16 protein-coding genes are annotated in these 13,678 nt (G+C 68.2%); 12 read left to right on the top strand and 4 right to left on the bottom strand.

Annotated elements, in window-relative coordinates; all coding sequences use genetic code 11:
• Positions 1-635: 635 nt before the first annotated feature.
• From metG to EOD73_RS16325, 4 genes are read left to right on the top strand one after another with little or no spacing between them, the layout of a single operon-like run.
• Entirely contained in the window at positions 636-2,681 is a 2,046-nt protein-coding gene (gene metG, locus EOD73_RS16310) for a methionine--tRNA ligase (protein ID WP_127684097.1), read from the top strand.
• Positions 2,682-2,736: 55 nt separating this feature from the next.
• A complete protein-coding gene (locus EOD73_RS16315; RefSeq protein ID WP_127684098.1) occupies positions 2,737-4,392 on the top strand; it encodes a SulP family inorganic anion transporter in 1,656 nt (551 codons plus the stop codon).
• A 12-nt stretch (positions 4,393-4,404) separates the two neighbouring features.
• Positions 4,405-4,605, top strand: coding sequence for a DUF3460 family protein (locus EOD73_RS16320; protein WP_127684099.1), 201 nt, complete (start codon positions 4,405-4,407; stop codon positions 4,603-4,605).
• Entirely contained in the window at positions 4,605-5,474 is an 870-nt protein-coding gene (locus EOD73_RS16325) for a segregation and condensation protein A (RefSeq protein WP_127684100.1), read from the top strand. Before EOD73_RS16320 ends, EOD73_RS16325 begins: the two co-directional genes overlap by 1 nt.
• A 25-nt stretch (positions 5,475-5,499) precedes the next feature.
• On the opposite strand, the gene EOD73_RS16330 is transcribed toward EOD73_RS16325, so the two are convergent.
• The gene (locus EOD73_RS16330; RefSeq protein ID WP_127684101.1) at positions 5,500-6,207 is read right to left on the bottom strand and encodes a response regulator; all 708 of its coding nucleotides are present in this window, start codon (positions 6,205-6,207) and stop codon (positions 5,500-5,502) included.
• A gap of 59 nt (positions 6,208-6,266) precedes the next feature.
• On the opposite strand from EOD73_RS16330, the gene EOD73_RS16335 reads away from it, so the two are divergent.
• Positions 6,267-6,701: a DUF1841 family protein gene (locus tag EOD73_RS16335; protein WP_127684102.1), complete on the top strand. Its 435-nt coding sequence runs from the start codon at positions 6,267-6,269 to the stop codon at positions 6,699-6,701.
• Between the two features lies 1 nt (position 6,702).
• Here EOD73_RS16335 and EOD73_RS16340 read toward each other — a convergent pair whose 3' ends face one another.
• The 3 genes from EOD73_RS16340 to flgA all read right to left on the bottom strand — a co-directional run bounded on the left by EOD73_RS16340 (position 6,703) and on the right by flgA (position 8,385).
• The gene (locus EOD73_RS16340; RefSeq protein ID WP_127684103.1) at positions 6,703-7,092 is read right to left on the bottom strand and encodes a hypothetical protein; all 390 of its coding nucleotides are present in this window, start codon (positions 7,090-7,092) and stop codon (positions 6,703-6,705) included.
• Positions 7,093-7,148: 56 nt separating this feature from the next.
• Positions 7,149-7,523, bottom strand: a complete 375-nt coding sequence (flgM, locus tag EOD73_RS16345) for a flagellar biosynthesis anti-sigma factor FlgM (protein ID WP_127684104.1) — start codon at positions 7,521-7,523, stop codon at positions 7,149-7,151.
• 160 nt (positions 7,524-7,683) lie between these two features.
• Positions 7,684-8,385, bottom strand: a complete 702-nt coding sequence (gene flgA, locus EOD73_RS16350; RefSeq protein ID WP_127684105.1) for a flagellar basal body P-ring formation chaperone FlgA — start codon at positions 8,383-8,385, stop codon at positions 7,684-7,686.
• 142 nt (positions 8,386-8,527) lie between these two features.
• Here flgA and flgB point away from each other — a divergent pair, with 142 nt between their 5' ends.
• The 7 genes from flgB to EOD73_RS16385 are packed head-to-tail and all read left to right on the top strand — an operon-like array spanning position 8,528 to position 13,612.
• The gene (gene flgB, locus EOD73_RS16355; protein WP_127684106.1) at positions 8,528-8,953 is read left to right on the top strand and encodes a flagellar basal body rod protein FlgB; all 426 of its coding nucleotides are present in this window, start codon (positions 8,528-8,530) and stop codon (positions 8,951-8,953) included.
• A gap of 14 nt (positions 8,954-8,967) precedes the next feature.
• Positions 8,968-9,393: a flagellar basal body rod protein FlgC gene (flgC, locus tag EOD73_RS16360; RefSeq protein ID WP_127684107.1), complete on the top strand. Its 426-nt coding sequence runs from the start codon at positions 8,968-8,970 to the stop codon at positions 9,391-9,393.
• Positions 9,394-9,410: 17 nt separating this feature from the next.
• Complete coding sequence (locus EOD73_RS16365) at positions 9,411-10,058, top strand: flagellar hook assembly protein FlgD (RefSeq protein WP_127684108.1); 648 nt, start codon at positions 9,411-9,413, stop codon at positions 10,056-10,058.
• Positions 10,059-10,076: 18 nt separating this feature from the next.
• Positions 10,077-11,387 carry a flagellar hook protein FlgE gene (gene flgE, locus EOD73_RS16370; RefSeq protein ID WP_127684109.1) on the top strand — a complete coding sequence of 437 codons (1,311 nt, stop codon included), beginning with the start codon at positions 10,077-10,079 and terminating at the stop codon, positions 11,385-11,387.
• 19 nt (positions 11,388-11,406) lie between these two features.
• Complete coding sequence (gene flgF, locus EOD73_RS16375; protein WP_127684110.1) at positions 11,407-12,132, top strand: flagellar basal-body rod protein FlgF; 726 nt, start codon at positions 11,407-11,409, stop codon at positions 12,130-12,132.
• A gap of 17 nt (positions 12,133-12,149) precedes the next feature.
• The gene (flgG, locus tag EOD73_RS16380) at positions 12,150-12,932 is read left to right on the top strand and encodes a flagellar basal-body rod protein FlgG (protein ID WP_127684111.1); all 783 of its coding nucleotides are present in this window, start codon (positions 12,150-12,152) and stop codon (positions 12,930-12,932) included.
• Positions 12,933-12,943: 11 nt separating this feature from the next.
• Positions 12,944-13,612 carry a flagellar basal body L-ring protein FlgH gene (locus EOD73_RS16385; RefSeq protein ID WP_127684112.1) on the top strand — a complete coding sequence of 223 codons (669 nt, stop codon included), beginning with the start codon at positions 12,944-12,946 and terminating at the stop codon, positions 13,610-13,612.
• Positions 13,613-13,678 lie beyond the last annotated feature (66 nt).

Genomic DNA, 13,678 nt, shown 5'->3' on the forward strand with positions numbered 1-13,678 from the left:
GCGGGGGCACCGTCGCGGTGCAGGCCTGGGGGTGGCACGCAGGCCCATCCGCCGCGCCGAATTTCCCGCTAAGTCATTGATTCTTATGAGCGCTTTTGAGCTGCCTAAAAATGCAGCAAGCCAAGGCAAGCCGCATGATTTCAAGGGCTTTGCGCGGCCTCGGGTGGGTTGCCCACAAAGTTATCCACAAGAACGGTGAATAGCCGCACGGCCGTCAACGAATCAAGCACTTAGGGCCCAACCGTGAAGTGAAGCTTCAATCCAAGGGCCGGCTTGACGTGCAGTTCGCAGCCCATCCGACCCGCGTTGCCGGCAACCCATCAACGACCCTAGGGGCTTGACTTGTCCCCACGTCAGCAGGTATCCGGTTTCGCGTCTGACCCACCCCTGGTCACGGTCGTCCATGAGCCTAAGTGATTGATTCATGAGGCCAACTCATGGGCCAGGCCCTGGCTTGAGCCGCCAAAACCGCATCTGCGATCAAGCACTTGGCGTCGGCGTCCCCGGCTTGTTCACACACTTACCCACAACGACTCAACCCGTGGCAAGCCCAGGCGCACGGCCGGCAGCCAGGGACCGCAGGGGCCTCCCTAGAATCCCGCCCCTTGCCCTGTCCGCTCCCCGAGACGCCTGCCATGCCGCGCCGCCAGCTCTTCGTCACCACCGCCCTGCCCTACGCCAACGCGAACTTCCACATCGGGCACATCATGGAGTACACCCAGGCCGACATCTGGGTGCGCTTCCAGCGGCTGCAGGGGCACGAGGTGCACTTCGTCTGCGCCGACGACGCGCACGGCGCGCCGATCATGATCGCGGCCGAAAAGGCGGGGCTCACCCCCCAGGCCTTCGTGGCCAACATCGCCGCCGGCCGCAAGCCCTACCTCGACGGCTTCCACATCGCCTTCGACCACTGGCACAGCACCGACGCGCCCGAGAACCACGCGCTGAGCCAAGACGTCTACCGCAAGCTGCGCGACGCCGGCCTGATTGAGGTGCGCGCCATCGAGCAGTTCTTCGACCCGGCCAAGGGCATGTTCCTGCCCGACCGCTTCATCAAGGGCGAGTGCCCCAAGTGCGGCGCCAAGGACCAGTACGGCGACAGCTGCGAGGTCTGCGGCGCCGTGTACGCGCCCACCGAGGTGAAGAACCCCTACAGCGTGCTCAGCGGCGCCACGCCGGTGCTCAAGACCAGCGACCACCACTTCTTCAAACTCAGCGACCCGCGCTGCAAGCAGTTCCTGGAGCAGTGGACGCACGAGGCAGGCCGCCTGCAGCCCGAGGTGCTGAACAAGATCAAGGAGTGGTTCACGCCCACTGAGGACGGAACGGGCGGCCTGGGCGACTGGGACATCAGCCGCGACGCGCCCTACTTCGGCATCGAGATCCCCGACGCGCCGGGCAAGTACTTCTACGTGTGGCTGGACGCCCCCATCGGCTACCTGGCTTCGCTCACCGGCCACTTCGCCAAGCTGGGCAAGGACGTGAACGCCTTCTTGGCCGACCCGGCCACCGAGCAGGTGCACTTCATCGGCAAGGACATCACTTACTTCCACACCCTGTTCTGGCCGGCCATGCTGCACTTCAGCGGCCGCAAAACGCCCGACCGCGTGTACGTGCACGGCTTCTTGACCGTGAACGCCGAGAAGATGAGCAAGAGCCGCGGTACCGGCATCGACCCGCTGCGCTACCTGGAACTGGGCCTGGACGCCGAGTGGCTGCGCTACTACCTGGCCGCCAAGCTGAACGACCGCGTGGAAGACCTCGACTTCAACCCGGAGGACTTCATCGCCCGCGTCAACAGCGACCTGGTGGGCAAGTACATCAACATCGCCAGCCGCGCCGCCGGCTTCTTGGCCAAGCGCTTTGAAGGCCAGTTGTCGGCCACGCTGGGCGTCGATGGCGAGGCCGTCATCGCAAAGCTGCAAGCCGCCGCGCCGGGCCTGGCCGCGCTGTACGACGGCCGCGAGTTCGGCAAGGCGCTGCGCGAAATCATGGGCCTGGCCGATGCGGTCAACGAGTACGTGGACGCCCACAAGCCCTGGGAGCTGGCCAAGAAGCCGGACGCTGCGGTCGAGCTGCACGAGGCCTGCAGCACCTGCATCGAGGCCTTCCGCCTGCTGACCCTGTACCTGAAGCCCGTGCTGCCAGCCTTGAGCGCCAAGGTCGAGGCCTTCTTGCAGGTGGCGCCGCTGACTTGGGCCGATGCCAGCGCGCGCCTGGGCGCGCACGCCATCGGCGCCTTCCAGCACCTGATGCAGCGCGTCACGACCGAGCAGGTCGAGGCGCTGTTCACCAAGCCCGAACCGCCCGCCCCGGTGCCGGGTGGCGAGCCCATCGCCGCGGAAATCACCATCGACGACTTCGTCAAGCCCGACCTGCGCATCGCCAAGATCGTCAAAGCCGAGCGCGTGGAGGGCAGCACCAAGCTGCTTCGCCTGACGCTCGATGCAGGCGAGGGCCGCACGCGCAACGTGTTCTCGGGCATCGCCGGCGCTTACAAGCCCGAAGACCTCGAAGGCAAGCTCACCGTGCTGGTGGCCAACCTGGCCCCGCGCAAGATGAAGTTCGGCGTGAGCGAGGGCATGGTGCTGGCCGCGAGCCACGCCGACGAAAAGGCCGTGCCCGGCGTGTTCGTGCTGGAGCCGCACGCCGGCGCCCAGCCCGGCATGCGCATCCGCTGAAGCGAGGCTGATCCTTCGCAAGCCGGCCGTCAGGCGCCGGCGCTAGGCTTCGCCCATGGCTTGGCCCCCGTTCGCGCACCCCTTCCGCCCCCGGCTGGCTTCGGTCTGGCGCCAAGCGAGGTGGGCCGACGTGGGCGCCGGCGTCACGGTGGGCGTCGTCGCGCTGCCGCTGGCCATGGCCTTTGCCATGGCCTCGGGCCTGCCGCCGGCCAGCGGCCTGGTCACGGCCATCGTCGCGGGCCTGCTCATCTCGCTGCTCGGCGGCTCTAACGTGCAAATCGGCGGGCCGGCCGGTGCCTTCATCGTCGTCGTCTACGGCATCGTGGAACGGCACGGCCTGCAGGGCCTGCTGCTGTCCACGCTGATGGCCGGCCTGCTGCTGTTCCTGATGGGCTGGTTCCGCCTGGGCGCCTTGGTGCGCTACGTGCCGGTGACCATCGTCATCGGCTTCACCAATGGCATTGCCGTGTTGATCGCACTGTCCCAGCTGCGTGACCTGTTCGGATTGCAGGTGCCCGGCAAGATGCCCGCGGACTTCTTTGCGCAACTGGGCACCTTGGCCCAGCATGCGGGCAGTTGGAATCCTGCCGCCCTGGGCCTGGGGCTGGGCTGCGTGGCCCTGCTGGTGCTGTGGCCCCGGCTATTCGGCGAGCGAACGATCTTGCCGGCGGAGTTCGCCCGCTCCAACGCCGCGCGCTCGGTGTCGCGCGTCCCCGGCCCGGTGGTCGCCTTGGTGCTGCTCACCCTGCTGGCCTCCGGCCTGCACCTGCCCGTGGAAACCATCGGCACGCGCTTCGGCAGCATCCCGCAGCACCTGCCCTGGCCGGCCTGGCCGGCCTTGAGCTGGGAATCCGCCAAGCAGCTCGTCATCCCCACCCTGACCCTGGCCCTTCTGGGCGCCATCGAAAGCCTGCTCTGCGCCCGGGTGGCCGACAACCTGGCGCCCGAGCTGCCCCGGCACGACCCCAACCAAGAGCTGATGGCCCAGGGCATCGCCAACATCGCCAGCCCGCTGATGGGCGGCATGCCGGCCACGGGCACGATCGCCCGCACCGTCACCAACATCCGCGCCGGGGCGCGCACCCCGGTGGCCGGCGCGGTGCACGCGCTCACGGTGCTGGCGGTGATGCTGGTGGCCGCCCCCTTGGCGCTGCACGTGCCCTTGGCCGTGCTCTCGGGCATCTTGCTGTTCGTGGCCTGGAACATGGGCGAGTGGCGCGAGTTCGCCCGGCTGCGGCATTTCACCGTGCAGTACCGCACCCTGCTGGTGGGCACTTTCGTGCTGACGGTGGTGACCGACCTGACCGTGGCGGTGGAGATCGGCCTGGTGCTGGCCTGCGCTTTCTTCATCTACCGCATGAGCCAGCTTTTCCGGGTGAGCCCCGTGGCCACGCCGCTGCCAGCGGGCGTGCTGGCGTTTGAGCTGTACGGCTCGCTGTTCTTTGGCTCGGTCGGCAAGGTCGAAGCCTTGGGGGACCAGGTCCCCGCCGGCACCCGCGCCGTGGTGCTGGACCTGCACCGCCTGGTGCAGCTCGACACCTCGGGCCTGGAGGCCCTGCGCCACCTGCACCAGCACCTGCAGCGCCAGGGGGTGGCCTTGCTGCTGGCCGAGGTGAACGAGCAGCCCCTGGGCCTGATGCGCCGTGCCGGCTTCGCCGCCGAGCTGGGCGACGCGCAGTTCCTCCCTAAAATCGCCGACTTTTCCGCCTGACCGAGACCTGCCATGCCCCTCTTCTGGAAGCCCTACACCTCGGACGTCACCCAACTGGTGGCCGAGCTCAAGGCCAAGAAGCCGACGCTGGAGGCCGAACAGCGCGCCGGCCGCGCCTTGCTGTGGGACAAGAACCTGGACCGCAGCCAGCAAGCCGCCTGGCAGGACGCCAAGGTGCCGCAGCAGCCCTACGTTTACCAAAACAAGGGCTGATGAACGCGGGCTCGGCGCCCGAGGGCGCCGAACAGGCCGTAGAGGCCTTGCAAACCCTGTTGCCCACGGCCGAACCGCAAGTGGTGGACGCCGTGGCCGTGGCACGGCTGTATGGCGAGCCGCTGTTCTCGCTGCCGCAGGACCTCTACATCCCGCCCGACGCGCTGGAGGTCTTCCTGGAGGCCTTCCACGGCCCGCTGGACCTGCTGCTGTACCTGATCCGCAAGCAGAACTTCAACATCTTCGACATCCCGCTGGCCGAGGTCACCGCGCAGTACCTGGGCTACGTCGAGCAGATCCGCCAGCACAACCTGGAGCTGGCGGCCGAGTACCTGCTGATGGCGGCGCTGCTCATCGAGATCAAGTCGCGCATGCTCCTGCCGGTGCGCAAGGCCGACGACGGCAGCGAGCCCGAAGACCCCCGCGCCGAGCTGGTGCGCCGCCTGCTGGAGTACGAGCGCATCAAGCTCGGGGCCGCACTGATCGACAGCTTGCCCCTCAAAGGCCGCGACTTCTGGGTGGCCCGCCTGGGACAGGACGACACCGCCGAGCCCCGCTTCGAAGACGTGCGCCCCGAGGACCTGGCCCAGGCCTGGCGCGAGCTGCTGACCCGCGCCAAGCTGCACCAGCACCACAAGATCACGCGCGAGCAGCTGTCGGTGCGCGAGCACATGGGCATCGTGCTGCGCCGCTTGCAAGGCCGGCGCTACCTGGGCTTCGAAGACCTGTTCGAGGTCGAGCGCGGCCCGCAGGTGCTGGTGGTGACCTTCATCGCCACCTTGGAGCTCACGCGCGAAGGCCTGCTGGAGCTGACCCAGGCCGAGGCTTTCGCCCCGATCTACGTGCGCTTGAGCTACCGCAGCTCCTGACCCGGCCTGGCGCGGCAGCCCAGGCTCAGTCTTCCGTCCACTGCCCCACGGCCAGCACGGCCTGGGTGCGGCTGTTGACGTTCAGCACCCGGAAGATGACCGCGATGTGGTCCTTCACCGTGTCGGCGCTGATCTTGAGCTCCTGGGCGATGACCTTGTTGGACTTGCCCTGCAACAAGCCCCGCAGCACCTCTTGCTGGCGCGGCGTGATGGGCAGGCGGTCGATCTGCGTGCGCGGCGCGGGCGCCGAGACCGGTGCGGGCGCCGCCACCGGCGCCGGAGCGGGCGGCTTGGGCAGGTGATCGTCGGCCCGGCGACGCAGTGTGCTCGGGTCGTCGTTCATGCGCATGGGGGGCACGTAGATGCCGCCGGTCACCACGAGCAGCAGGGCGTCCTTGAACTCCTCGGGGGCGCTGTGCTTGGGGATGAAGCCCATGGCCCCTTGGTCGATGGCCCGGATGACCTTGGCCATTTCGTTCGAGCCCGAAAGGTTGACGATGGGGATGGAGGGGTGGGAATCCCGCAGCTCCTTCAACAGCGCGAAGCCGTCGTCTTGACCGGCCAGCTCCAGGTCCAACAGCACCAGGTCGATGCCCGGGTGGGTCGCCAGCTGCTCGCGGGCCTGCGCCGAGGTCTCGGCGCTGTGCACCGTCACCGGTGGCTGCTGGTCGGCCAGCAGGGCGCGCAGCGCCACGTGGATCAAAGGATGGTCGTCGATCAGCAGGAGTTGCATGGCGCGGAGGCGGTCGGCAAGGCCGCCATGTTAAGGAGCCCGGCACCGACAATCGCCCCATGTACCAACCTTCGCAACTCGACGTGCGGCGCTTTTTCTGCGCCACCTGGCGCCAAGGCCAAGCCGGCCAGGCGCTCGACCCGATGCAGGCCCTGGCCTGGCCCTGGGTGCAGGCCCACCCCGAGTACCACGCCGAGTTGAGCGACGAAGCGCGCGCGCTGTCGCTGAGCTACGCCGTCGAGGCCGGGCAGACCAACCCCTTCTTGCACCTGTCCATGCACCTGACCATCAGCGAGCAATTGGCCATCGACCAGCCGCACGGCATCCGCCAGGCGGTGGAGTTGCTGGCCAAGCGGCGCGGTTCGATGCACGAGGCGCACCACGGCGCCATGGAGGCCTTGGGCGAAATGATCTGGCAGAGCCAGCGCAGCGGCCTGCCGCCCGATGGCCAGGCCTACCTGGAGCGGGTGCGCACGATGGCGACCAAGGACTGAGTCAGGCGCTGACCGAATCGCCGCTGCTGCGTTGCCGCAGGGCCTTGCCGCCCTGCCCGTACAGGCCCAGCGGCTCGGCGGGCATGAGGACGTCGATCGCGCGGTCCAAGGCCGCGGTGGCGCGGCCCAAGGCCACACGCTGCGCCGCCACCTGGGCGCCGGCGGCGGCCAGGCGCTGGCGCAGGTCGGGGCTCAGGGCCCCCTCCCGCCCGCGCGCCTGCCCCTGGTGCAAGGCCTCGGTCATCAGGCGCTGCACGGTGCCGGCATGCCGCTCCAGGGCGGCGGCGTCGCGCACGCTCAAGGCGTCTTGCACCAAAGCAAGCGCCGCCTCCAACTCGCCCAGCAGGGGCGGGAATGGGTCGGCGGCGGAAGGAGAAGTCGGCAGGCTCATGGCGACGGGCTCGGTGGAGGCCACGCCGCTCCCCCACGGGGAGCCCGCGCGGCCGGTCAGCGGGATTCGTTCGGGTTGCGGGTGCTCAGCAACTCGCGGGTGTTGGCAATCAGGCGGTCGGCCACGCGCTCGGCGTTGACCTCGAACTGGCCTTCCTCGATCTCGCGGCTGATGCGCTCGACCTTGGCGGCGTCAAAACTGTCTTCTTGGTCGCCCCCACTCAGCAACTGCACCGCGCTGTTGGACAGCGCGACCTGCGCGCTGGCCGGCGGGTTGGCGCTGATGGGTTCGGGGCGCGCCCCAGTTTGGTTCGGCGCCGCCGGGGCGATGGCAACACGCCCTGCCGCAGGCGACAGCTCCGGCTTGTTCTGGCGCTCTTGCGAGGCCAGCGGCTGCACGGGTCGGTTCGGGGTGTTGTTGATTTCCATCATGGACTCCAGGTTCTCGGCGGGAACCCATGACGGGCCACCGTAAGGCCACTATCGGCCCGGTCGGCGGCGACTTTAGACATATTTGCGGGTGAACCCCAGAGGGCGAGTCCCGTGTGAACTGCGTCACAGCGGGAAGCATCGGGGCGAAGTGAGCGAGCACTCACGACATCGCCTCCACCCGCCGCTCGGCCACCGGCGTGGCCTGGATGATGCGGCCGCCCTGCACGCGAACGCGCACCGGCTGACCGTCCAGGCCCGGGCCCAAGGCTTGGCCTTCGGCAGAAATGGCAAAACCTTGACCCTGCCAGTTGACCTGGACGGTGTCGCCCGCGGCAAACCACTGGCGGGCCTTGAGGTGCGGCTGGCGAAGCACCTCGCCGGCATCCAGCGCCCGGGCCAGCGTTCGGCCCACGGGCGCCACGCTGCCGAGCACGGGGGCGCTGTCGGCGCTGACCTCGGCCGGTGCCCACCGCAGGTGCTCGGCCGCGATCACCGTGCCCGCAGGCAGGGGTTGCGCCGCCACCCAGGTGGGGGCGATCACGCGCACCTGCACCGGCACCGTCACCGACCAGCGCACCGCCCCTTGCACACAGCGCAGCCCCAGCCGCGCGCGGCCCCACAGGGCCTGGCCGGGCGGCACGAAGGGCTGGACCTGGGCGCACGGGGCCAGGCGCAGGCGGGCGTCGAGGGCGCCCACCTCCACTTGCACCTGGGCCTCGGCCGGCAGTGCGGCACGCGCCGCCTGTTCGGCCAGCAGCCCGACGCGCTGCGACCAGTCGCCCGGCAACCCCTGCGCCCCCGCCGACGAAGGCGGGGCCACGAGGGCCAGGGCGGCAACGAGGAGGCAGGGCCAGCGCAACATGGCAACGACTCTAGGGACGCCCCCCGCCCGCCAAGGCGCAGAAATGCGGGGCCGGAGCGGCGCTTATCGGGCTCAAGTTCACGGGGCCGATCCACAGAATGACGAGCATCCCCATGAAGGTCCGTCCCTGGAGGGCCGAACGATGATCAACCGCCTCACCGATGGCATCGGGTTCCAAACCCAGGCGCTGATGTTGCGCGCCGAGCGCCAGCGCCTGCTGGCGTCGAACATCGCCAACGCCGACACGCCCAATTACCAAGCCAAGGACATGGACTTTGGCAAGGCCTTGCGCTCGGCCACCGGCGCTGCCGCCAGCACCGGCACGGCGGCCTTGCCGCAGGCCACGCACGCGCGCCACCTGGCGGTCAGCACCTTGGGCATGGCCGACAGCACGCGCGAAGCCGCCCTGCAAAGCCAAACCGCCGTGGACAGCAACGGCGTGGACATGGACCGCGAGCGCGCCAGCTTCGTCGACAACGCGCTGAAGTACGAAGCGACGCTGCGCTTCATCAACGGCAGCGTGCGCACCACGCTGGACGCCATGCGTTCGCACAACGCCGGCGGCTGAGCAGGAGAAGCGCCATGTCGATGTTCCAGATCTTTCACATCAGCGGCAGCGCGGTGTCGGCGCAGAGCCAGCGCCTCAACACCGTGGCCAGCAACCTCGCCAACGTGGACACCGTGGCCGGCCCCGACGGCACCGCCTACAAGGCACGGCAGGTGGTGTTCCAAACCGCGCTCATGGGCGCGCGCGACGGCGGACCGGCCGACGGTGCCGGCGCGGGCGTCAAGGTGGTCGACGTGGTGGAAGACCAAACGCCCGGCCGCAAGGTCTTCGACCCCAAGCACCCCAAGGCCGACGAGCAGGGTTACGTGACCTACTCCAACGTCAACAGCGTGGAAGAGATGGTCAACATGATCAGTGCCTCGCGCTCGTACCAAAACAACATCGAAGTGATGAACACGGCTAAGAGCCTGCTGCAGAAGACCCTGCAGCTGGGCCAGTGAGCCGCAAGGACTGAGCCATGGACGTCAGCACCCTTCTCAACACCGGCTCGAGCAACGCAGCCAAAACCAGCGACGCGGCCAAGAAGGCCCAGGAGAACCAGGACCGCTTCCTGACCCTGCTGGTGGCGCAGATGAAGAACCAGGACCCGATGAACCCGATGGAGAACGCGCAGCTGACCTCGCAGATCGCGCAGATCCAGACCGTCACGGGCATCGACCAGCTCAACACCAGCATCGAGAAGATGGGGGCGCAGTTCAGCCAGAACGCCTCGATGCAAGGCGTGGCCATGATCGGGCGCGACGTGACCCTGTCGGGCAACCGCATGCAAATGGGCAACGACGGCGCCGTGGGCACCTTCTCCCTGTCGGGTGCGGCCGACAACGTCACGGTCGAGGTCACGACGGCCGCCGGCACGGTCATCGACACGGTGCAACTCGGCGCAGCCACCTCGGGCCGGCACAGCTTCAGCTGGACGCGAGAGGGCTACAGCCCCGACCAGGAGCTGCACTTCCGCGTCAAGGCCACGCGCGGGGCCACCGCCGTGGCCAGCGAAACCTTCAGCCGCGACCGCGTGGTCGCGGTCAACACCGACGGCGCCAAGCTGGGCTTCGTGCTGGCCAGCGGCAACACCACCACCTTCGACGACATCCTCAGCGTCGATTAATCCGAAAGGCAGTTCACCATGGGCTTTCAACAAGGTCTCTCCGGCCTCAACGCCGCCGCCAAGAACCTGGACGTGATCGGCAACAACGTGGCCAACGCCAGCACGGTGGGCTTCAAGGCCTCGCGCGCCGAGTTCCAAGACATCTACGCCGCCGCCTTGAACGGGGCAGGCGTGAACCAAATCGGCATCGGCGTGAACCTGGGGGCCGTGGCCCAGCAGTTCACGCAGGGCAACATCAGCACGACCGAGAACCCGCTGGACCTGGCCATCAACGGCCCGGGCTTCTTCCAGGTCACCGACGGCGTGAACCCGACCGTCTACACGCGCAACGGCCAGTTCAAGATCAGCCGCGAGGGCTACATCGTCAACAACGACGGCTTGAAGCTCTTGGGCTACCCGGCCGACGGCACGGGCGTGATCCAGCCCGGCATCGCCGGCGTGTTGCAGCTGCCCACGGCCGGCATCGCGCCGCAGCGCACCAACGACATCACGCTGGAATTCAACGTGGACTCCCGCGTGCCGATCACCCTGCCGGCGGCGGGCGGCATCATCTTGAACGACCCGACCACCTACAACAACGCCACCTCGCTCTCGGTGTACGACACCAAGGGCCAGGACACCGCGCTGACCCTGTACTTCCAGAAGGCCTCCGTCGATGCGACCACGGGCGACACCACCTGGAACGTCTACGCCACCGCCAACGGCACCCCCGTGGCCGTGGACTCGGCCGGCAACGGCATCACGCTGGACGCGGCCGGCAACCCGCAGCAGCCCTGGACGACCATCGTCTTCCCCCGCGACGGTGGCGCCCCGACCACGCCCAACGCGCTGGTGAACCTCGACATCCCCGCCTCCGTGAACGCCCAAGGCGCCCCGGCGCTGGACATCGCCGGCATCCAGGTCAACCTGCTGGGCGCGAACGAGAACGCCTCGCCCTTCGCGGTGACCAACGTGCTGCAAGACGGCTACGCGCCGGGCCAGCTCAGCGGCATCCTGATCGAGAGCAACGGCATCGTCACCGCGCGCTACAGCAACGGCCAGAGCAAGCCCGCAGGCCAACTGGAAATGGCCAACTTCCGCAACCCACAAGGCCTGCAGCCTTTGGGCGGCAACACCTGGGCACGCACCTTCGCCAGCGGTGACGCCGTGCTGGGCACGCCCTCCGTGGGCAACTTCGGCAAGCTGCAGTCGGGGTCGCTGGAAGACAGCAACACCGACTTGACCTTGGAGCTGGTGAACATGGTCACCGCCCAGCGCATCTACCAAGCCAACGCCCAGACCATTCGCACCCAAGACCAGGTGCTCCAAACCATCGTTCAACTCCGCTGATCTGAGCTAGGAGCCCCTCATGGACCGCATGATCTACAACGCCATGGCCGGCGCCAAGGCCGCCATGCAGCGGCAAGAGGTGCTGTCCAACAACCTGGCCAACGTCAGCACCACGGGCTTCCGGGCGGAGATGGTGGCCTTCCGGGCCGTGCCGGTGCAGGGCGACGGCGCCAGCACGCGCGCCTACGCGCTGGAAACCACCGTCGGCTACAACGACCAGACCGGCCCCTGGAACCACACCGAGCGCCGCCTGGACGTGGCCATGGTGGGCAAGGCCTGGATGGCGGTGCAAGGCCTGGACGGCACCGAGGCCTACACCCGCGCGGGGTCGCTGGACGTGAACGCCGAGGGCCTGCTGGTCACCAAGGGCGGCCTGCCCGTGCTGGGCGACGGGGGCCCCATCACCGTGCCGCCCAACACCACGGTGCAGATTGGCGCCGACGGCACCGTCAGTGCCAAAGGCCAAACCGGCCGCCCCAACACCGTGGGGCGCATCAAGCTGGTCACGCCCGAAGCCAAGCTCAACCGCGGCGAAGACGGCCTGTTCCGCGGGCCCGACGGCGACCTGCAGGCCGACCCGCTGGCCAAGTTGGAAAGTGGCGTGCTCGAAGGCAGCAACGTCAGCGCCGTCGAAACCATGGTCGCGATGATTTCCGCCGCCCGCCAGTTCGAACAACAGATGAAGCTGCTGACCCTCGCACAAACGCAAGGCCAGGTGTCCAGCAAGCTCCTCTCCCCCACGTAATCAGGAGGGTCGTCGCCATGATGCGCAGCCTGTGGATCTCCAAGACCGGGATGGAAGCCCAGCAAATGCAGCTGGACCACATCTCCAACAACCTGGCCAACGTCAGCACCTCGGGCTACAAGCGCACGCACGCGCAGTTCGAAGACCTGATCTACCAAAACCTGCGCCAAAGCGGAGCGCCGCAAACCGAGCAAACCACGCTGCCCACGGGCCTGCAAGTCGGCCTGGGCGTGCGCCCCGTGGCCAGCAGCCGCACCTACACGCAAGGCAGCCTGCAGCAGAGCGACAACTCGCTCGACATGGCGATCCTGGGCGACGGCTTCTTCCAGATCCAGCGCCCCGACGGCACCACCGCCTACACCCGCGACGGCCAGTTCAAGCTCGACGCCAACGGCCTCATCGTCACCAACAACGGCGACACCCTGCTGCCCGGCGTGACCGTGCCGCAAAACGCCCGGCAGATCACCATCGGCCAAGACGGCACCGTCAGCGCCGTGGTGGCCGGCACCGCCGCACCGCAAACCCTGGGCCAGTTGCAACTGGCCAACTTCATCAACCCCAATGGCCTGGAAGCGCAGGGCGGCAACCTGTTCGTCGAAACCGCCTCCAGCGGGGCGCCGCAGGTGGGCAACCCGGGCACCAACGCCATTGGCACGATCAAGCAGGGCTACATCGAAACCAGCAACGTCAACGTGGTGGAAGAGCTGGTGCAAATGATCACCACGCAGCGCGCCTACGAACTCAACAGCAAGGCGGTGCAGACCAGCGACCAAATGCTGCAGCGCCTTTCGCAGCTGTGATCGGAGTTGCCATGAAGCGCCTCGCCCTGCTCTTGCTGCCCTTGGCCACCGGCTGTTCGTCCATGCTGGACCCGCGCGTGGACATGGACCCGCCGCCCGTCGTGAACCTGCCGGCCATGGCCCAGCCCATCGCCAACAACGGCGCCATCTACCAGGCGACCAGCTACCGCCCGCTGTTCGAGCAGCACCGCGCCCGCCTGGTGGGCGACACCTTGACGATCGCCATTGCCGAGAAGATCTCAGCCTCGCAAAGCTCGACCAGCAAGACCGACCGCTCGGGCGCGCTGAAGGCCGAGGTCACGGGCGTGCCCCTCATCAAGCCCAACAGCTTCGCCAACGGCCGCGCCACCGCCGGCGCCACCAGCAGCAACGTGACCGAGGGCAAGGGCAGCAACGAGAACAGCAACGAATTCAGCGGCACCATCACCGCCGTGGTCGTGGGCGTGCTGCCCAACGGGCACCTGCTGATCACCGCCGAGAAGCAGATCGGCGTCAACAACAACGTCGACGTGCTGCGCTTCTCGGGCCAGGTGGACCCGCGCGCCATCCAGGCCGGCAACAGCGTGGCCAGCACGGCGGTGGCCAACGTGCGCATCGAGCAGCGCGGCCGCGGCACCGCCGAGGGCCTGCACGGAATTGGCTGGCTTTCCCGGTTCTTCTTGAGCCTCAGCCCGACCTAAAGGATTCCCACAATCGGTCGAGCCCCCCTCCTGGGCCCCAAGTCGGGGCCCCCACTGGGAACGACC

Source organism: Inhella crocodyli (assembly GCF_004004565.1).
Lineage (GTDB): Bacteria > Pseudomonadota > Gammaproteobacteria > Burkholderiales > Burkholderiaceae_C > Inhella > Inhella crocodyli.